18 protein-coding genes are annotated in these 18,872 nt (G+C 57.6%); 15 read left to right on the top strand and 3 right to left on the bottom strand.

Annotated elements, in window-relative coordinates:
• The 12 genes from M0974_RS20325 to M0974_RS20270 form a co-directional block, all read left to right on the top strand.
• A partial coding sequence (locus tag M0974_RS20325) for a tetratricopeptide repeat protein (RefSeq protein ID WP_367279037.1) occupies positions 1 to 403 on the top strand: 403 nt, incomplete at its 5' end.
• Positions 400 to 1,089: a chemotaxis protein CheW gene (locus M0974_RS20320; protein WP_297840839.1), complete on the top strand. Its 690-nt coding sequence runs from the start codon at positions 400 to 402 to the stop codon at positions 1,087 to 1,089. The genes M0974_RS20325 and M0974_RS20320, both read left to right, overlap by 4 nt.
• A complete protein-coding gene (locus M0974_RS20315) occupies positions 1,086 to 3,458 on the top strand; it encodes a hybrid sensor histidine kinase/response regulator (protein WP_297840837.1) in 2,373 nt (790 codons plus the stop codon). Before M0974_RS20320 ends, M0974_RS20315 begins: the two co-directional genes overlap by 4 nt.
• The gene (locus tag M0974_RS20310) at positions 3,455 to 4,465 is read left to right on the top strand and encodes a chemotaxis response regulator protein-glutamate methylesterase (protein ID WP_297840835.1); all 1,011 of its coding nucleotides are present in this window, start codon (positions 3,455 to 3,457) and stop codon (positions 4,463 to 4,465) included. The genes M0974_RS20315 and M0974_RS20310 overlap by 4 nt, the downstream gene beginning before the upstream one ends.
• Before the next feature lie 45 nt (positions 4,466 to 4,510).
• The gene (locus M0974_RS20305; RefSeq protein ID WP_297840832.1) at positions 4,511 to 5,521 is read left to right on the top strand and encodes a PleD family two-component system response regulator; all 1,011 of its coding nucleotides are present in this window, start codon (positions 4,511 to 4,513) and stop codon (positions 5,519 to 5,521) included.
• A gap of 101 nt (positions 5,522 to 5,622) precedes the next feature.
• Positions 5,623 to 6,718, top strand: a protein-coding gene (gene prfB, locus M0974_RS20300; RefSeq protein ID WP_297840830.1) for a peptide chain release factor 2 whose coding sequence is annotated in 2 segments (ribosomal slippage) — positions 5,623 to 5,694 and positions 5,696 to 6,718 — 1,095 coding nt in all. Because the reading frame shifts where the segments join, the coding sequence is not laid out codon by codon here.
• A 124-nt stretch (positions 6,719 to 6,842) separates the two neighbouring features.
• Positions 6,843 to 8,345 carry a lysine--tRNA ligase gene (lysS, locus tag M0974_RS20295; protein ID WP_297840828.1) on the top strand — a complete coding sequence of 501 codons (1,503 nt, stop codon included), beginning with the start codon at positions 6,843 to 6,845 and terminating at the stop codon, positions 8,343 to 8,345.
• A 73-nt stretch (positions 8,346 to 8,418) separates the two neighbouring features.
• Positions 8,419 to 9,150 carry a TetR/AcrR family transcriptional regulator gene (locus M0974_RS20290; RefSeq protein WP_297840826.1) on the top strand — a complete coding sequence of 244 codons (732 nt, stop codon included), beginning with the start codon at positions 8,419 to 8,421 and terminating at the stop codon, positions 9,148 to 9,150.
• A 25-nt stretch (positions 9,151 to 9,175) separates the two neighbouring features.
• A complete protein-coding gene (locus tag M0974_RS20285; protein ID WP_297840824.1) occupies positions 9,176 to 9,721 on the top strand; it encodes a hypothetical protein in 546 nt (181 codons plus the stop codon).
• Between the two features lie 46 nt (positions 9,722 to 9,767).
• The gene (locus M0974_RS20280) at positions 9,768 to 11,045 is read left to right on the top strand and encodes a flavohemoglobin expression-modulating QEGLA motif protein (protein WP_297840821.1); all 1,278 of its coding nucleotides are present in this window, start codon (positions 9,768 to 9,770) and stop codon (positions 11,043 to 11,045) included.
• Between the two features lie 45 nt (positions 11,046 to 11,090).
• Positions 11,091 to 12,026, top strand: coding sequence for an alpha/beta hydrolase (locus M0974_RS20275; protein WP_297840819.1), 936 nt, complete (start codon positions 11,091 to 11,093; stop codon positions 12,024 to 12,026).
• Positions 12,023 to 12,352, top strand: coding sequence for a hypothetical protein (locus M0974_RS20270; RefSeq protein ID WP_297840816.1), 330 nt, complete (start codon positions 12,023 to 12,025; stop codon positions 12,350 to 12,352). The genes M0974_RS20275 and M0974_RS20270 overlap by 4 nt, the downstream gene beginning before the upstream one ends.
• A gap of 213 nt (positions 12,353 to 12,565) precedes the next feature.
• On the opposite strand, the gene M0974_RS20265 is transcribed toward M0974_RS20270, so the two are convergent.
• The 3 genes from M0974_RS20265 to M0974_RS20255 form a co-directional block, all read right to left on the bottom strand.
• A complete protein-coding gene (locus M0974_RS20265) occupies positions 12,566 to 13,357 on the bottom strand; it encodes an OmpA family protein (RefSeq protein ID WP_297840814.1) in 792 nt (263 codons plus the stop codon).
• Between the two features lie 70 nt (positions 13,358 to 13,427).
• Complete coding sequence (locus M0974_RS20260; RefSeq protein WP_297840810.1) at positions 13,428 to 13,841, bottom strand: DUF4398 domain-containing protein; 414 nt, start codon at positions 13,839 to 13,841, stop codon at positions 13,428 to 13,430.
• A gap of 280 nt (positions 13,842 to 14,121) precedes the next feature.
• Positions 14,122 to 14,457: a pilin assembly protein gene (locus tag M0974_RS20255; protein WP_297840807.1), complete on the bottom strand. Its 336-nt coding sequence runs from the start codon at positions 14,455 to 14,457 to the stop codon at positions 14,122 to 14,124.
• Between the two features lie 233 nt (positions 14,458 to 14,690).
• Here M0974_RS20255 and ppc point away from each other — a divergent pair, with 233 nt between their 5' ends.
• The 3 genes from ppc to tsaB form a co-directional block, all read left to right on the top strand.
• Positions 14,691 to 17,327, top strand: a complete 2,637-nt coding sequence (gene ppc / locus M0974_RS20250; protein WP_297840804.1) for a phosphoenolpyruvate carboxylase — start codon at positions 14,691 to 14,693, stop codon at positions 17,325 to 17,327.
• 288 nt (positions 17,328 to 17,615) lie between these two features.
• Entirely contained in the window at positions 17,616 to 18,263 is a 648-nt protein-coding gene (adk, locus tag M0974_RS20245) for an adenylate kinase (protein WP_297840801.1), read from the top strand.
• Positions 18,264 to 18,357: 94 nt separating this feature from the next.
• The coding region (tsaB, locus tag M0974_RS20240) for a tRNA (adenosine(37)-N6)-threonylcarbamoyltransferase complex dimerization subunit type 1 TsaB (RefSeq protein WP_297840798.1) at positions 18,358 to 18,872 on the top strand (515 nt) is incomplete at its 3' end.

The following is an 18,872-nucleotide window of genomic DNA, read 5'->3' as shown; positions in this document are numbered from 1 at the left end:
GTCCCGGCCCTTTGCGCCGAGCCGACTGGCCTCCGCTGGAACGTCAGCACGGCCCCTCGAACGCGCCACGGTGAACACCGAGGCCGCGAGCTTGCTGGTCCAGATCGCGACCCTCGCCAACCAGGGTAAAAGCACCGAAGCACGAGCAGCGTGCGAGCGCTACCTACAACAGTATGAGCCGGTGGCGCAGGTGTTTTACTGGTTAGGATTGTTGAGCGATCTTGGCGGTCAGCCAGCACAAGCCCAAGGTTTGTATCGCAAGGCGCTGTATTTACAGCCGCAGCACCCTGAGGCATTGGCGCAGTTGGCGGCGTTACTGGCGTCCCAAGGCGACGTCGCGGGTGCCCGGCGATTGCAGGAGCGCGCGGCGCGTGGCTTGAGTAAGGATGGAAGTAACCGATGAGCGGACCACTGATTGAACTGAGCCTGACCGAGGAGAGCACCGAGGCGGTCGATGATTGCTGGAACCGTATCGGTATCCACGGCACGCGTGCCTGCCCGCTGCTCGCTGAACATATCCACTGCCGCAATTGCGCGGTTTACTCCGCTGCCGCTACTCGCTTGCTTGATCGCTACTCCCTGGCCCAGGAGCATCAACTGCCGACGCACACCAGCGAGGCCTGGCACGAGATTAAAACCCGCTCGATCCTGGTGTTTCGTTTGGGCGAAGAGTGGCTTGGGCTGCCTACTCGGTGCCTGGTTGAAGTTGCGCCGTTGCAGACAATCCATTCGCTACCCCATCAGCGTTCGCGTGCCCTATTGGGCGTCGCCAATGTGCGCGGCGCGTTGGTGGCCTGTTTGTCATTGGTCGAGCTGCTGGGTCTGGACAGCCCGCCGGTAGCCAATCAATCGAGCCGAATCATGCCGCGCATGTTGATTATCGCAGCCCAAGGAGGTCCGGTAGTTGTGCCCGTGGATGAAGTCGATGGTATTCATGCGATGGACCAGCGGGTGCTCGATTCGGCCTCCAGTTCCGGCCACCACGCCAACGCCAAGTACACCCGGGGTGTCATCCAGTGGAAGGCCCGCAGCCTGCGCCTGCTTGATGAAGACCAAGTGCTGTCGGCTGTGAAACGGAGCTTTTCATGACCCCAGAGCAAATGCGCGACGCGTCCTTGTTCGAGCTGTTTACCCTGGAAGCCGAAGCGCAAACCCAAGTGCTCAGCACCGGGCTGCTGGCGCTGGAGCGCAACCCGACGCAAGCCGATCATCTGGAAGCGTGCATGCGTGCCGCCCATTCCCTGAAGGGGGCGGCGCGAATAGTCGGCGTCGACGCTGGCGTCAGCGTGGCCCATGTGATGGAAGACTGTCTGGTGAGTGCGCAGGAATCTCGCTTGTACCTGCGACCAGAACATATCGACGCATTATTGCTTGGCACTGATTTATTGCTGCGCATTGCCACGCCAGGCAGCTCAGGCGCCCGCCCGGAAGATATCAACGCGTACGTCATGCAGATGAACCGTTTGCTGAACCCTGCGGCGCTTGTGTCGCCTGCAGCGTTATCCCGGCCTGCCCATGACGCTCTGCTGGTCGCGCCGGATCTGTCGACTGCTGATCTGTCGACCGCCGATTTGTTGGCTCAGGCATTGAGGCTTGATGCGCTGTCGCTGGAAGCCGCACCGCAGGCGGCTGAACAAGCGGAGCATGCGGCTGATATCAGCCCCAAAGCTGCATCGGCACCACGTCGTAAACGGCAGGCAGCCGAAGGCGCAGAGCGTGTGCTGCGGGTCACTGCCGAGCGGCTCAACAGCCTGCTTGACCTGTCGAGCAAAGCGCTGGTGGAGACCCAGCGCTTAAAACCTTACTTAGCGACGATGCAGCGGGTCAAACGCCTGCAAACCAACAGCAGCCATGCGCTAGAGAGCCTTGGTGCGAAGCTTAAGGACGCCGGTCTCGGCGACGACGTGCAAGCAACGCTCCAAGAGGCTCGACAGCTGTTGTCCGAAGCGCAGGCGATGCTGACTCAGCAGACCGCCGAACTGGATGAGTTCGGCTGGAGCGCCGGTCAGCGTGCGCAGCAGTTGTACGACACGGCGCTGGCTTGTCGAATGCGCCCGTTTGCCGATGTGCTGGTCGGCCAAGCGCGCATGGTGCGCGACCTGGGGCGCGAGTTGGGCAAGCAGGTACGGTTAGAGATAGAAGGTGAAAAGACTCAGGTTGATCGCGACGTTCTGGAAAAACTCGAAGCGCCGCTGACGCATTTGCTGCGCAACGCGGTGGACCATGGCGTGGAGTCTCCGCAGCGGCGTTTGCTCGCTGGCAAGGCCGAGGAAGGGGTGATTCGCCTGAAGGCGTCCCATCAAGCCGGGATGTTAGTGCTGGAAATTAGCGATGACGGCGCGGGCGTGGATTTGGTCCGTTTGCGTCAAAGCATTATTGATCGGCAATTATCCCCAGCCGAAACTGCGGCGCAGTTAAGCGAAGAAGAACTGCTGAGCTTCTTGTTCTTGCCCGGTTTCAGCTTGCGCGACAAGGTTACCGAGGTCTCTGGACGCGGCGTCGGGCTGGACGCCGTGCAACACATGGTTCGCCAACTGCGTGGTGCGGTTGAGCTGGAGCAGGGCGCGGGGCGGGGCAGCCGTTTTCATCTTGAGGTCCCGCTGACGTTATCGGTGGTGCGCAGCCTCGTGGTAGAGGTCGGCACTGAAGCCTACGCGTTCCCTTTGGCGCACATCGAACACATGATTGACCTGCAGGCTGACGAAATCGTCCAGCTTGAGGGCCGACAACATTTTTGGTACGAGGGTCGGCATGTGGGGTTGGTCGCTGCCAGTCAGCTGCTGCAGCGCCCGCAAGGCACCGCCGTGTCGGACGTGCTGAAAGTGGTGGTGATCCGCGAGCGTGAGGCCGTTTATGGCGTTGCAGTAGAGCGCTTTATCGGCGAGCGAACGCTGGTGGTGTTGCCGCTGGATTCACGCCTGGGCAAGGTTCAGGACATCTCTGCCGGTGCACTGCTGGACGATGGTTCGGCGGTGCTGATTATTGATGTCGAAGACATGCTGCGCTCGGTGGAGAAGTTGCTCAATACCGGTCGACTTGAGCGCATCGACCGCCGCAGTCATCAAGCTGAGACGGTGCCGCGCAAGCGTGTATTGGTGGTCGACGACTCGTTGACGGTCAGGGAGCTTGAGCGCAAATTGCTGGTCAATCGTGGTTACGACGTTGCCGTGGCGGTGGATGGCATGGACGGTTGGAACGCATTGCGTGCCGAAGACTTTGACCTATTGATTACCGACATCGACATGCCGCGCATGGACGGTATCGAGCTGGTCACGCTGCTGCGGCGTGACAGCCGCTTGCAGTCATTGCCCGTGATGGTGGTGTCTTACAAAGACCGTGAAGAAGATCGGCGACGCGGCCTGGATGCCGGCGCGGATTATTACCTGGCCAAAGCCAGCTTCCATGATGACGCTCTGTTGGACGCCGTCATGGAGTTGATAGGGAGCGCGCAAGGATGAAAATAGCGATTGTCAACGATATGCCCATGGCGGTTGAGGCGCTGCGCCGAGCCATCGCGCTCGAGCCTGCGCATCAGGTGGTCTGGGTGGCAACCAATGGCGCCGAAGCCGTTGAGCGTTGCGCTCAGTTGACCCCAGACGTGATCTTGATGGACCTGATCATGCCGGTGATGGATGGCGTCGAGGCCACGCGTCAGATCATGGCTGCGACGCCTTGCGCCATCGTTATCGTTACCGTAGACCGAGAGCAGAACGTCCACCGGGTATTCGAAGCCATGGGCTACGGCGCGTTGGATGTGGTCGATACGCCGGCCTTGGGTGCAGATAACCCGAAAGGCGCCGCTGCGCCGCTGCTGCGTAAAATTCTCAATATTGGCTGGTTGATCGGCCAGCGCGACAGCCGTGTGCGAACGGTGGCAACCCCGTTGCGGCAGAGCGTACAGCGTCATGGGTTGGTGGCTATTGGTTCTTCGGCAGGCGGGCCGGCAGCGTTGGAAGTCCTATTGAAGGGCCTGCCGGTAAACTTTCCAGCAGCCATCGTGCTGGTGCAACATGTTGATCAAGTGTTCGCCGCGGGGATGGCCGAATGGCTTAGCAGCGCTTCAGGTTTGCCCGTGCGCCTGGCATGCGATGGCGAACCTCCGCAGCCCGGTACGGTCTTGTTGGCTGGGACTAATCACCATATTCGCCTATTGAAAAACGGTAATCTGGCATACACCGCCGAGCCCGTTAACGAAATTTATCGGCCCTCTATCGATGTTTTTTTCGACAGTGTGGCCCGCTTTTGGAGTGGAGATGCGGTGGGTGTTTTGTTGACAGGTATGGGGCGCGACGGTGCCGAGGGGCTCAAGTCGATGCGTCAGCAGGGCTTTCTGACGATTGCTCAGGATCAGCGCAGCAGTGCCGTCTATGGGATGCCCAAGGCTGCGGCTGCCATTGATGCGGCTGTGGAAATCAAATCTTTGGGGGCAATTGCGCCCAGATTGATGGAGGTATTCGCCCAATGATTACTCTGACGAGTTTACGTTTGGCGCCGGAGAAGGGGAACTGCCATGCATGATTTACTAACCGAGGTTAACCGCAAAACCGACGAAAACTCGGCGATGGTGCTGCTTGTGGATGACCAAGCCCTGATTGCTGAGGCAGTGCGTCGCGGCCTGGCCCATGAAGAAAATATCGACTTCCATTATTGCGCTGACCCACACCAAGCGGTCGGTCAGGCGATCTTGATCAAACCGACGGTGATTCTGCAAGACCTGGTGATGCCGGGCCTTGACGGTCTGACCTTGGTGCGCGAATACCGTAATAACCCGCAGACCCGCGATATTCCGATTATTGTGCTGTCGACCAAAGAAGACCCGCTAATCAAGAGCGCGGCCTTTGCAGCGGGCGCTAACGACTACTTGGTCAAGCTGCCAGACAACATCGAGTTGGTGGCGCGTATTCGTTATCACTCCCGCTCGTACATGACCTTGCTCCAGCGTGACGAGGCTTACCGAGCGCTACGGGTTAGCCAGCAACAGTTGCTCGACACCAATCTGGTCTTGCAACGGCTGATGAACTCGGACGGCTTGACCGGGTTGTCCAATCGTCGTCATTTCGATGAATACCTGGAGTTGGAGTGGCGCCGGGCGATCCGCGAGCAAACCCAGCTCTCACTGCTAATGATCGACGTGGATTACTTCAAGGCCTACAACGACAGCTTCGGCCATCTGGAGGGCGACGAAGCATTGCGTCAGGTCGCACAGGCGATCCGTGGCAGCTGTGCGCGCCCCTCCGACTTACCGGCGCGTTATGGCGGTGAGGAATTCGCCTTGGTATTGCCCAATACCTCACCGGGCGGTGCGCGGTTGTTGGCAGAGAAACTGCGCCAGACCATCACCGCCCTGGCGATCCCGCACAACTCGCCAGCGCCCGGCTCCAGCCTGTCTGTCAGCATTGGCCTGGCAACCATTATTCCTGCACAGGGTTCCAATGGCCGGCAGTTAATTCAGAGTGCCGACAACGGTTTGTATTCGGCGAAGAAAAATGGGCGTAATCAGGTCGTGGTAGGGGGGATTTAGGAAGAATCCCTGAGCCAGCCCTGCTCAACGGGCTGCCTTCGCGGTCGTGGGTGGGGTATACTCGTCGGCTTTCAAAAGTTCGCCTACGAGTGCTGCCCACCATGGAAATCAACCCGATCCTAAACAGCATCAAGGACCTGTCCGAGCGTTCTGAAACTATTCGGGGGTATCTTTGACTACGATCAAAAGCATGAGCGCCTGACTGAAGTCAATCGTGAGCTTGAAGATCCTGCTGTCTGGAACAACCCCGAATACGCACAGAACCTGGGACGCGAGCGTGCCTTGCTGGCACAGATCGTCGATACCTTGGACGAAATGTCCTCCGGGTTGAACGACGCCAAAGACCTGTTGCTGATGTCCGCTGAAGAAGAAGATCAGGCCGCCGTGGATGACGTGGCTGCTGAAGTCGAGCGCCTGCGCGAGTCGCTGGAGAAGCTCGAATTCCGCCGGATGTTCAGCGGTGAAATGGACGCCAACAACGCTTACCTCGATATCCAGGCCGGTTCCGGTGGGACCGAGGCTCAAGACTGGGCCAACATCCTGCTGCGCATGTACCTGCGCTGGGCGGATAAACGCGGTTTCGACGCCACCATCATGGAATTGTCGGCCGGTGAAGTGGCCGGTATCAAAGGCGCGACCCTGCACATCAAGGGCGAATACGTGTTTGGCTGGCTGCGTACCGAGATTGGCGTGCACCGTTTGGTGCGCAAAAGCCCGTTCGACTCCGGCAACCGTCGCCACACCTCGTTCTCGGCCGTGTTCGTGTCGCCGGAAATCGATGACAACATCGAGATCGACATCAACCCGTCGGACCTGCGGATCGATACCTATCGTTCGTCCGGTGCCGGTGGTCAGCACGTAAACACCACTGACTCGGCAGTACGTATTACTCACGTCCCGACCAACACCGTGGTCAGTTGCCAGAACGAGCGGTCCCAGCACTCCAACAAAGACACCGCGATGAAAATGTTGCGGGCGCGTTTGTACGAACAGGAAGTGCAGAAGCGCAACGCCGCTTCGCAGGCCCTGGAAGACACCAAGTCGGACATCGGCTGGGGTCATCAGATTCGCTCGTACGTACTCGACCAGTCGCGGATCAAGGATTTGCGTACCAACATCGAACGCAGCGACTGCAACAACGTGCTCGATGGCGACATTGACGAGTACCTTGAAGCCAGCCTGAAGCAAGGGCTGTAGTTCAATTTGTGCACTTGGTTTTGTGCACTTGGTTGTTTTAAGAAAAAAGCGGCGCTGATCAACAGCCCGATTCAAGTCCCTCGTCTCTGGCGAGGGCACCGAACCTGTGATGGAAATCCAAGACATGAGCGACCAACAACTCGACCCGCAAGACCTGCAACAGGAAGAAAACAGCCTGATCGCCCTGCGCAAGGAAAAACTTGCCGTCGAGCGCGCCAAAGGCCAAGCCTTCCCCAACGACTTCCGCCGCGACAGCTACTGCAATGACTTGCAGAAGCAGTACGCCGACAAGACCAAGGAAGAGCTGTTGGCTGCAGCGATTCCGGTCAAGGTTGCGGGTCGTCTCATGCTTAACCGTGGCTCGTTCATGGTGATTCAGGACATGACCGGCCGCATCCAGGTCTACGTCAACCGCAAGACCCTGTCGGAAGACACCCTGGCCTCGGTCAAGACTTGGGACTTGGGCGACATTATTGCCGCCGAAGGCACCTTGGCCCGTTCCGGTAAAGGCGACTTGTACGTCGAAATGACCAACGTGCGTTTGCTGACCAAGTCCTTGCGCCCGTTGCCGGACAAGCACCACGGCCTGACCGATACCGAAACTCGTTATCGCCAGCGCTACGTTGACTTGATCGTTAACGAAGAGGTGCGTGACACCTTCCGTATTCGTTCGCAAGTGATCGCGCATATTCGTGCTTTCTTCATGAAGCGCGATTTCCTCGAAGTTGAAACGCCGATGCTGCAGACCATCCCCGGTGGTGCCGCAGCCAAGCCGTTCGAAACTCACCACAACGCACTCGACCTGGACATGTTCCTGCGTATTGCGCCGGAACTGTTCCTCAAGCGTTTGGTAGTCGGTGGCTTTGAGCGTGTGTTCGAGATCAATCGCAACTTCCGTAACGAAGGCGTTTCGACTCGGCACAACCCTGAATTCACCATGCTTGAGTTCTATCAGGCGTATGCCGATTACGAAGACAACATGGACCTCACCGAGGAACTGTTCCGTGAACTGGCGCAGTTGGTGTTGAACAGCACTGATGTGCCGTATCAAGGCAAAGTGTTCCACTTCGGCGAACCGTTCCAGCGCATTTCGGTGTTCGCGTCGATCCTCAAGTACAACCCGGACATCACCGCGGCTGACCTTGAAGATATCGACAAGGCACGCGCTATCGCCAAGAAAGCCGGCGCCGCGGTTAAAGGCTTCGAAGGTCTGGGCAAGCTGCAAACCATGATTTTCGAAGAGTTGGTCGAGCATCAACTGGAACAACCGACCTTCATCACCGAATACCCCTTCGAAGTGTCGCCGCTGGCACGTCGTAATAACACCAACCCGAACGTCACCGACCGCTTTGAGTTGTTTATCGGTGGTCGTGAAATCGCCAACGCTTACTCCGAGTTGAATGACGCGGAAGATCAGGCTGAGCGTTTCCAGGCGCAGGTTCGCGACAAGGACTCCGGCGACGATGAAGCAATGCATTACGATGCTGACTTCGTTCGTGCCTTGGAATACGGCATGCCGCCAACTGCCGGTGAAGGTATCGGCATCGACCGTTTGGTGATGCTACTGACCGATGCACCGTCGATTCGCGACGTGATCCTGTTCCCGCATATGCGCCCACAAGCGTAAAAATATAAGAAAGCCGCCCAATGAGGCGGCTTTTTTATGGTGCTTTTTTAACGTTTTAATAAGGAAACCCGTCGTGAACCGTGGGATCGCTGAAAAAGGAGCTGCTGGCATTGCCACAGCCGTGGCGCAGAGTGTTCAGTATCAAGGACGCAAAGCCAGCCGACAGGGAAGTGAACAGCGCCGGCAAGACATTCTCGATGCGGCGATGCGGATCGTCGTTCGCGACGGCGTGCGGGCTGTGCGCCATCGGGCAGTGGCGGCTGAAGCCAGCGTGCCGTTGTCAGCCACCACGTATTATTTCAAAGACATGGACGACCTGCTCACCGACGCCTTTGCGCAATACGTCGAACGCAGCGCCGCTTATATGGCCAAACTCTGGGGCAATACTGAGGTGGTGCTGCGTGGCATGCTGGCGCGCAGCGATGGCAGTTGCGAGGCGCGCGCTCAGTTAGCGGATGACATTGCCCTCATGGCCATGGAGTACTTAAGCCATCAATTGACCACTCGACGCGAACAACTGATCGCAGAGCACGCGTTCCATCACGAGGGATTGATCAACCCGCGCCTGGCGCCATTGGTCAGCGCACACCAGCAGATTTTGCTGCAGGGTACGTATCAGTTTTTGCAGGTAATGGGTTCATCCCAGCCGCAACAGGACGCTCAAGTGTTGACGGGGATTATCTGCCGGATGGAATATCAAGGCCTGCTCGACGGTCCGCAGCCTGATGCGGACGAAGCAATGCTTGGTATCTTGACCCGCTACATGCATCTGGTACTGGGCGCCCCAACACTGACCAGCGAGTGACTATGTGCATTTTCGTGAGATACACGTGAGGATTTGGCGAGTCGTCATCGCGCTGTCGTTCTTGTTGTTGAGCGGCTGTCTGGTGACGTTCAAGGATCCTATCCCGGCCAACGACGCAGCGCCGGCGAGCCTGCTCGGCAAATGGACGAGTAAAAATGCCTGGGGCGAAGCGCTCGAACTGGAGATAACCCGCTCGGGTGCCCACCAATACAAAGCCGTCAGCTACCGCAAAGGCGACCGTAAAAATCGCGATGAATACACGTTCACAGTGTCCCGGCATGGCAGCCGCTGGTATCTGTCGGCGGGTTTGCCGGAAAAATATGGGTCTAATTTCGTTATTGCGGGCTTCGAACTGACCGAAACCAACGAATTGGTGGTCTACCCCCTCGACATTGATCGGATTAATCAATTGATCGATCAGAGGATCCTGGCAGGCGATAAGCTCGAAACCGAGAAGGGTGATGGTGTATTGGTCACGAGCCCTCTAAGTCAGGTATTCAGCTACCTTGACGATCCGGCGAATTCCGACGTATTTATCGAAATGGCGCGTTACCAGCGTTTGGCTCCATAGCGGTGCCCTGCCCGCAGTGAGCAGTAATTCAACCAAGGAGTATCGGGTGGACGATTACCAGCAGACTATTCGCGCCTTGTCAGACCGTATTGTTGTGGCCCAGACGCCGATTCGTGTGCTCGACGCGGTGAAGTGGGACGACAACGTGCGCCGGGGCTTCCTCGAAGGGAAGGGCAAGAAAATGCCCGCCGTGGACCGTGCCTACTACGACAACCGGCCGCTGGCTTTCGACTCCAACGCGGTGAAGCTGGAATTCCAGAACATTGAGCGCGACATCACCCGTCAACTGGGGCAGTTCAACCCGGTCGGGCAGATCATGCGGCGCATGTGCAAGGAATACCGCATGGTCATCCGCATGCTCGAAGCACGCGGTACGCCGGATTTCGGATTGATCTCCCAAGAGTTGTATGGCGCTGCTTCCGATGCATTCCATGCGGGTGATCCGACGCTGTCCGATCTGGGCATGATGCTCTCCGATTACCTGAACAATATCGACGGCCGTGGCGCGCTCAAGGATGAGCCGAAGACCCTTACATCCAAAGACGCGGTGGACATGCTCCAATGCCGGCTGAACAAGGTGTTCGGTGAGGCGGAGTCGACCATTCGTGTGTTTGAGTCTGACGGCATCGTGGCGGATGCGGCCGCAGGCGCTGATTACATCAAGATTCGCACTGACGCGATGTTCAACGAGCGGGATGTGCGAGCGCTGGAGGTGCATGAAGGATTGGTGCATGTCGGCACCACGCTGAATGGTCTAAATCAGCCGATCTGTACGTTCTTGTCCAAGGGGCCACCCTCGTCTACGGTGACCCAGGAAGGGCTGGCGATCCTGATGGAAGTCATCGCGTTCGCCTCTTATCCAAGCCGCTTGCGCAAGCTGACCAATCGTACTCGCGCTATCCACATGGCCGAGGAGGGCGCTGATTTTCTTCAAGTGTTCGAGTTCTACCGCGAGCAAGGTTTTGAAATGGCCGAAAGCTACGGCAACGCCAGCCGCGTTTTCCGTGGATCGGTGCCCAATGGCCTGCCATTCACCAAAGACTTGTCCTACCTCAAGGGCTTTATCATGGTTTACAACTACATTCAGTTGGCCGTGCGTAAGGGCAAGCTTGAACAAGTGCCTTTGCTGTTCTGTGGCAAGACTACATTGGAAGACATGCGCACTTTGCGGCAGTTGGTCGATGAGGGGTTAGTGGTTGCACCCAAGTACCTGCCTGAGCAGTTTCGCGACATGAATGCCTTGTCAGCGTGGATGTGCTTCTCGAACTTCCTCAACCACCTGAGCCTGGACCGGATCGAAGCGGATTACTCAAATATTTTATAGGCGCTAACTCTCACCTACAGGTCATGACCAAAAAAGGGATAACAGGTGAAGATTTTTGCTGCATTGGCCCTGATGCTGGCTCTCGTGGGTTGCAGTTCCCTGTTGTTCTACCCTGAACCTGGCCAACCCTTTACCCCGGCAAAGGCCCATGTTGAATTCCGCGACGTCACGCTGATTGCTGCAGATGGCACGCGATTGCACGCCTGGTGGATGCCTGCAAAAGCGGGCGTACCGGTCAAAGGGACGGTCCTGCATTTGCACGGTAACGGCGGCAATCTGGCGTGGCACCTGGGCGGCAGTTACTGGCTGCCCGCTGAGGGCTACCAAGTGTTACTGCTGGATTATCGAGGCTACGGTTTGTCCCAAGGCGAGCCAAGCTTGCCCGCGATTTATCAAGACATTGATGCCGCTTTCGATTGGCTGAACAATGCGCCAGAAGTGCAGGGCAAGCCGTTGGTGCTGCTTGGGCAAAGTATCGGTGGGTCGCTGGCGGTGCATTATCTGGCGGAACACCCGCAGCAGCGTGCAAGGCTCAAAGCGTTGGTGCTGGACGGCGCGCCCGCCAGCTACCGTGACGCCGCGCGCTACGCGCTTGGCACGTCGTGGCTGCTGTGGCCGCTGCAGACGCCATTGTCGTGGTTGATTCCAGATTCAGAGAGTGCCATTAAAGGCATGCCGCAGTTGGCCGGGACCCCAATGTTGATGTTTCAAAGCATTGACGACCCGGTGATACCGCTTTCCAACGGCATCAGCTTGTATAAAGCTGCGCCACCGCCGCGGGTGCTGCAACTAACGCGCGGTGGGCATGTACAGACGTTTTTTGACCCAACCTGGCGCCAGGTCTTGCTGCATTATCTGCAAGATCCGCAGCACTTCAACGGCCTGCGCCGACTGGCCGAAGTGCCTAATTATCCAAAAGTCCCGCCCGCGCAGTCCGCACCACAGCATTCAGAAATTGAACAATCAGAGAGCCCGCAATGAGCGAAGAACGTAACGCAATCCCCCTGATCCTGACCGGCATCGGCTGTATCCTAGGCACCGTCGGTTGCCTCTGGTATTACGGCTATCTGCATTTCGCCAAACCTGAGGATGCATTGTTGCTGAGCGAGTTCACCATGCTCAAGACCGTGCCAGGGGAAGACTACAAGATTGCACTGGAACCCGCTGCCGAAGTGGCGCAATGCATCGACGGGGTGTTGGTACTGTTCGACACCGAGCAAAAAGGCTTGAGTGGCGTGTTGGTCAATGGCAGTAAACAAGCCGTGCACTGCATGGGTCAGGAAACCCCGCAGCAGTTGCAGCCTTGAAGTAGATGCCTGAATTACAGGCAATCGATAATCCGGTGGGAGCGAACTTGTTCGCGAAGGCAACACCTCGGTGTATCAGATAGACCGCGTCGTCTGCTTCGCGAACAAGTTCGTTCCCACAGATTCTCTGTATGTCTGTAGATCTGATTCAATCCGAATCCGGCCAATAAAAAGCCCCGCCTTGCTCATCACAAGACGGGTTTTTGTTGTGGATCAGTTAGTCGATTGCATCGACGAACGGGGTGCCACTGGCTGGTTGTCGTTGGAAATGGTGACTTCCACACGACGGTTTTGCGCGCGGCCCGAGCTGGTGCTGTTGTCGGAAACCGGGTATTCCTTGCCGTAGCCTTGGGCTACGACACGGGTTGAGTCAACACCCATTTTCACCAGTGCCGTGCGTACCGAGTTAGCGCGACGCTCGGAGAGTGACTGGTTGTAAGACGCAGAGCCGCTGGAGTCCGTGTAGCCTTCGACGATGACCTGACGGTCCGGGTTTTGTTGCAGGAACTGGGCTAGCTTGTTCACGTCCATCATGCCGGACGATTTCAGCTCAGCCTTGTTGAAGTCAAACAATACGTCGCCAAAGGTCACCAGCGTGCCGCGCTCGGTTTGCTTGGCGTTCAGGCTCTCCTGAAGTTTTTTGATCTGTGCATCACGAGCGGCCAAGCGTGCCTGAGCGCGCATGGCATCGGCGTTCTTCAACTGGTCTTCAGCGGTGCGCAGGTTGATGGTCTGCTTGGCCAATTCAACCCGTTGAATGGTCAGGTAAGACAGTTGATCAACCTTTTTGGCGTCTTCCTTGTTGCGGTAGGCCGCGTCGGCTTTGTCCAGCCAATCACTTGCATCCTTGGTTTCCAACGCAGCGACCTGGCTCGATTGCGGGTTGGCTTGAAGCGCGGAGAAATTGGTCCGGGCCTGTTCGAGGCTCGGGTTCGGTGGTGTGGCACAGGCGGCAAGGCCGACGCTCAACGCCAGAAGAGCAGGAACCATCAATTGTTTACGCATAATATTTAGTCCTTCAAATCAATGTCGATCCAGGCAATACGAATACCCGTACGAGATAGGCTGGCCGCGCTTATTGCGTGGTCTTCATACCGTCTTGGCGCAGTTCATCCGCACCCTTTTGGGCGTCTTGGACAGCCTTTTGCGCTTTAGCGGCTTGCGCTGTGCGCTCAGCGACGCGGGCGTCCCATTCGGACTGCTCGGCGAGCATCTTGGCTTTGTCGTAGTTCTTGTCGTGCATCGCTATTTCAGCGTCTTTCAGCTTGTCCTGTGCCGACTTCATTTCGACGGCGGCATACTCGGTGCCACCCGCGCTGACGGCACTGTTTACAGCGGATTGACTGACAGCGTATTGAGCGTCCGGTGGATTTCCCGCGCAGCCGGCCAGTACGAAACTGCTGCCGAGGGCCAAAACGGCCAACTTCAACCCGCGAAGGTGGCTAGACGAGATGTTGGCGGTACTGATCTTCATGGTGTTCAACTCCATTGGGTATCTCTTGGATCTAAGTTTCCATGACAGTCACGCCTGAAGCCGGACACAGGGTTCACGCCAATGACGATCAGGTTTCCTGTAATGGTTAATGGCTGTGACCTGTGGGTTTTTTGAATAGTTCAGTCAGGTTTTTCAAGCGGTTAATAATTTTTATCGAAAAGGACGAGGGCTCTAGCGCAAGACTTAGCGGTCACACAAGGGTATGCCGGCCGCAGAAAGCGGCCAGCCATACGGTGAAGGGAAGGGCTAAAAAACGCAGATAGATGCAGGAGTATCAGGCATCAGATTTTTCATCAGACTCGTGCAAATGTTGCCGTGACAAGGCAAGAAAACGCGGTGTTGGACCGATGTCTTCGTAGAGCGGATCACCCTCTTCGTCAGTGGCAATTACATGGCTTCCTTTGACGTAAGGGAAGCTGGCTTCGAGCTCTTCCAGCGCCGCGCCGATCAACTCGCCGAGCAGTTCTTCGGGATGACGTTTGGGGTACATTTCGGTAATCGCTGCTAAGCGCGCAGCGGATTCGACGTCCAGATGAATCGTATAGCCGGTTTTGCTCAGACGGCCCTTGGCATTCTGTTCCCAGTGTTTGGCAAGCTCACGGATTTTCATAAGGACCTCATGGTTAACCCGCGTGTAGCGGGCACTTCGGGGTGACGAGTCGTTGTACGGCTCACTTGCAGATTAGCTCATCTCGCTGGAATGTAAGCCCCAGAAAGTGGTTGCACGCTTGTAAGAATCAGTCGCTCTGTGCACTCTTATGGATCAGATTTTTGCGCGCTTGTTCAGTCTTGTCCGTGTAATGACTGAACGGCACCCGTCCAGAAACGCTGGAGAGTAGGGCCATGGCCGATATCGATGCACGTTTGCGCGAAGATGTTCACCTGTTGGGTGAGCTGTTGGGTAACACCATTCGTGAGCAGCGAGGACCTGAATTCCTCGAGAAGATTGAGCGAATTCGTAAGGGCGCCAAAGCCGGGCGGCGTGGATCGGCTGCGGGGACCGAGCAACTGAGCACCAGTCTGGACGAGCTGAGTGAAGATGAGCTGTTGCCAGTGACGCGGGCGTTCAATCAGTTTTTGAACCTCGCCAACATTGCTGAGCAATATCAACTCATCCACCGTCGCGAAGACCCGCTGCCACAACCGTTTGAATCACGTGTGCTGCCAGAATTGCTCGACCGCTTGAAAAATGCAGGTCATTCACCTGAGGCGCTGGCTCGCCAGTTGGGCAAGCTGGAAATCGAACTGGTGTTGACCGCACACCCCACTGAGGTGGCCCGCCGAACGCTTATTCAAAAATACGATGCGATTGCCGCTCAACTGGCTGCCCTTGACCACCGTGACCTGAGCGCTGCCGAGCGCGAACACATCACCGTGCGCTTACAACGGCTGATTGCCGAAGCTTGGCACACCGAAGAAATTCGTCGCACCCGTCCGACGCCCGTGGATGAGGCAAAATGGGGCTTTGCGGTGATCGAGCATTCGCTGTGGCAGGCGATTCCCAACTATATGCGCAAAGCCGACCACGCCCTGCACACGGCGACTGGGCTGCATTTGCCGCTGGAGGCGGCGCCTATCCGCTTCGCTTCGTGGATGGGCGGCGACCGTGACGGCAACCCTAATGTGACCGCGGCAATCACCCGTGAAGTGCTGCTGTTGGCGCGTTGGATGGCGGCTGATCTCTACCTGCGAGACGTTGATCAACTGGCGGCTGAACTGTCGATGCAAGAGGGCAGTGACGCGTTGCGTGCCGCTGCCGGTGACAGCGCCGAACCGTATCGTGCGGTGCTTAAAAAATTGCGCGAACGGCTTCGCGCGACGCGCAACTGGGCACAGTCCTCACTGGTGGTCACGCAACCGGTGCCCGACAACGTGTTAGTCCACAACCGTGATTTATTTGAGCCGTTGAACCTGTGTTTCCAGTCGTTGCATGACTGCGGGATGGGCGTGATTGCGGACGGCCCATTACTGGATTGCCTGCGCCGTGCGGTCACGTTTGGTCTGTTTTTGGTCCGTTTGGACGTGCGCCAGGACTCCAGTCGGCACACGGCAGCGCTGACCGAGATCACCGACTACCTCGGCGTGGGTCGCTATGAGGAATGGGACGAAGAAACCCGTATTGCCTTCCTCCAGCGCGAGCTGAAAAATCGACGCCCGTTGTTGCCCCGTCACTTCAAGCCGGCCGCAGACACTGCCGAAGTGCTTGCGACCTGTCGCGAAGTATCCGCAGCGCCAGCAGCGTCTTTGGGTTCTTATGTCATCTCCATGGCGGGCGCGGCTTCCGATGTGTTGGCGGTGCAATTGCTGCTCAAAGAAACCGGCCTGCAACGACCGATGCGTGTGGTGCCTTTGTTTGAAACCCTGTCCGACCTGGACAATGCCGGTCCGGCAATCGAACAGTTGCTACGCCTGCCGGGCTATCGCCTGAGCCTGCACGGTCCGCAAGAAGTCATGATTGGCTATTCTGATTCCGCCAAAGACGCGGGCACGACGGCCGCCGCCTGGGCGCAATACCGGGCTCAGGAAAGGCTGGTGGATATCTGTCGCGAACAGCAAGTTGAACTGCTGCTGTTTCACGGTCGCGGCGGCACTGTTGGCCGTGGCGGCGGCCCCGCTCACGCGGCCATTCTGTCGCAGCCGCCGGGATCAGTGGCGGGGCGCTTTCGTACCACTGAACAAGGCGAGATGATTCGCTTCAAGTTTGGCTTGCCGGACATCGCCGAACAGAACCTCAATCTGTACCTGGCCGCGGTGCTGGAAGCAACACTGCAGCCGCCGCCGCGTCCTGAGCCGGCCTGGCGCGAAATGATGGACCACCTGGCGGCTGATGGAGTCAGCGCTTATCGCGCCGTGGTGCGCGAGAACCCGGAGTTCGTCGAATACTTTCGCCAGGCCACGCCAGAACAAGAGTTGGGTCGTTTGCCGTTGGGTAGCCGACCGGCCAAGCGCCGTGAAGGCGGTGTTGAAAGTCTGCGCGCGATCCCGTGGATTTTTGCCTGGACCCAGACGCGTTTGATGTTGCCCGCTTGGCTGGGCTGGGAAGCCGCGTTGAGCAAAGCACTGGAGCGCGGTGAGGGTGACCTGTTGGCGCAGATGCGTGAGCAGTGGCCATTCTTCCGCACGCGAATCGACATGCTGGAAATGGTACTAGCCAAAGCTGACAGTGATATCGCGCGTATGTACGACGAACGACTGGTTGAGCCGCGACTGCAACATTTAGGCACGCATTTACGCGACCTATTGTCGCAGGCATGCCAAGTGGTACTGGGCCTGACAGGGCAGTCGCAGCTACTGGCACATAGCCCGGAGACCTTGGAATTTATCAGTTTGCGCAATACCTACCTCGACCCGTTGCACTTGTTGCAGGCCGAGCTGCTGGCTCGGTCACGCAAGCGTGAAGGGTCCTTGGACAGTCCTCTGGAACAGGCATTGCTGGTGTCTGTGGCGGGCATTGCAGCCGGGTTGCGCAACACCGGCTGACCGCTTGATCCCCGTGCGGCGCTGCCGGAAAAGGCAGCGTCGATCAGCCAATGGCCCTCGCCAGAATCTAAAACATGCATTCCTATAGGGTTGCGCTAAGTCGCACCTGTCGATCGTCGTCCTTTTGAGCAGCGGTGACTCTTCGGTTACTGCGACTTTTGGCGGCTTGTGTGGGAATAGCCTGCTGTGTATCTTGATCAGCCTTTGGCCGATTGGCTGAAACATTTTTTGAGATTGGCCCCAAGAGGCGAGTCTGACGATTCCATATAAAAATTGAGGAGCACATCGATGCGCGTGATTCTGCTGGGAGCTCCCGGGGCCGGTAAAGGTACTCAGGCAAAATTCATTACCGAAAAATTCGGCATCCCGCAAATTTCCACGGGTGACATGCTGCGCGCAGCCGTCAAGGCCGGCACTGACCTTGGCCTGAAAGCCAAAAGCGTCATGGACAGCGGCGGTCTGGTCTCAGACGACCTGATTATCGGCCTGATCAAAGACCGTCTGGCGCAACCGGACTGCGCCAAAGGCGTGCTATTCGACGGCTTCCCACGCACCATCCCTCAGGCTGAAGCGTTGTTGAACGCCGGTCTGGAAATCGACAACGTGGTTGAAATTGCGGTCGATGACGAAGAAATCGTCAAACGCATTTCCGGTCGTCGTGTGCACGAGGGGTCTGGCCGCGTCTATCACCTGATCTACAATCCGCCAAAGGTTGCGGGTCTGGACGACGTTACTGGCGAGCCGCTGGTTCAGCGTAAAGATGACGTAGAAGCCACCGTGCGTCATCGTCTTGAGGTTTACCACGCTCAGACCAAGCCGCTGGTAGCGTTCTACCAGAAACTGGCTACTGAGAACGGTAAGCCGAAGTTCAGCCACATCGAAGGTATCGGTTCTGTCGATGACATCACCGCTAAGGTGCTGGCTGCTTTTAACTGATACGCGTTTGCAGTAATGAACTACGGCCCGCTTGCGGGCCGTAGTTGTTTATAATACGGCACTTTTTTACGCCCCCTCGCATATGGAACCCCCGATGACCACCTTGTTGGCCCTGGATACTGCCACTGAAGCTTGCTCAGTCGCTTTGCTGCACGATGGCAAGGTACTGAGTCACTACGAGGTGATCCCGCGCCTGCATGCTCAGCGCGTGTTGCCAATGATCAGGGATTTGCTGGCCGAAGCCGGGATTGCCTTGTCCGCCATCGATGCCATTGCCTTTGGCCGTGGCCCGGGTGCATTTACCGGGGTGCGGATTGCCATCGGCGTGGTGCAAGGCCTGGCGTTCGCTCTGGAGCGCCCAGTATTGCCAGTGTCTAACTTGGCGGTGTTGGCGCAACGCGCTTTTCGGGAGCATGGCGCACGCCAGGTCGCGTCGGCCATTGATGCGCGGATGGACGAAGTGTATTGGGGTTGCTATCGCGAAACCGCCGGAGAGATGCGGCTAGTGGGTGCTGAGGCGGTGTTGCCACCCGAATTGGCTGCATTACCCGCCGATGCCAGCGGCGAATGGTTCGGCTCTGGCACTGGCTGGGGCTACGCCGATCGTAT

The organism is Pseudomonas sp. (assembly GCF_026224925.1).
Taxonomy (GTDB): Bacteria; Pseudomonadota; Gammaproteobacteria; order Pseudomonadales; family Pseudomonadaceae; genus Aquipseudomonas.
The sequence above is the reverse complement of the archived record's forward strand: the minus strand, read 5'-3'. Positions and strand labels throughout refer to the sequence as shown.

Excerpts from the sequence above, each read along its gene's own strand:
- M0974_RS20320 (WP_297840839.1), top strand. The coding sequence starts at position 400 with ATGAGCGGACCACTGATTGAACTGAGCCTGACCGAGGAGAGCACCGAG.
- M0974_RS20315 (WP_297840837.1), top strand. The coding sequence starts at position 1,086 with ATGACCCCAGAGCAAATGCGCGACGCGTCCTTGTTCGAGCTGTTTACC.
- M0974_RS20310 (WP_297840835.1), top strand. The coding sequence starts at position 3,455 with ATGAAAATAGCGATTGTCAACGATATGCCCATGGCGGTTGAGGCGCTG.
- M0974_RS20305 (WP_297840832.1), top strand. The coding sequence starts at position 4,511 with ATGCATGATTTACTAACCGAGGTTAACCGCAAAACCGACGAAAACTCG.
- lysS (WP_297840828.1), top strand. The coding sequence starts at position 6,843 with ATGAGCGACCAACAACTCGACCCGCAAGACCTGCAACAGGAAGAAAAC.
- M0974_RS20270 (WP_297840816.1), top strand. The coding sequence starts at position 12,023 with ATGAGCGAAGAACGTAACGCAATCCCCCTGATCCTGACCGGCATCGGC.
- M0974_RS20265 (WP_297840814.1), bottom strand. The coding sequence starts at position 13,357 with ATGCGTAAACAATTGATGGTTCCTGCTCTTCTGGCGTTGAGCGTCGGC.
- M0974_RS20260 (WP_297840810.1), bottom strand. The coding sequence starts at position 13,841 with ATGGAGTTGAACACCATGAAGATCAGTACCGCCAACATCTCGTCTAGC.
- M0974_RS20255 (WP_297840807.1), bottom strand. The coding sequence starts at position 14,457 with ATGAAAATCCGTGAGCTTGCCAAACACTGGGAACAGAATGCCAAGGGC.
- ppc (WP_297840804.1), top strand. The coding sequence starts at position 14,691 with ATGGCCGATATCGATGCACGTTTGCGCGAAGATGTTCACCTGTTGGGT.
- adk (WP_297840801.1), top strand. The coding sequence starts at position 17,616 with ATGCGCGTGATTCTGCTGGGAGCTCCCGGGGCCGGTAAAGGTACTCAG.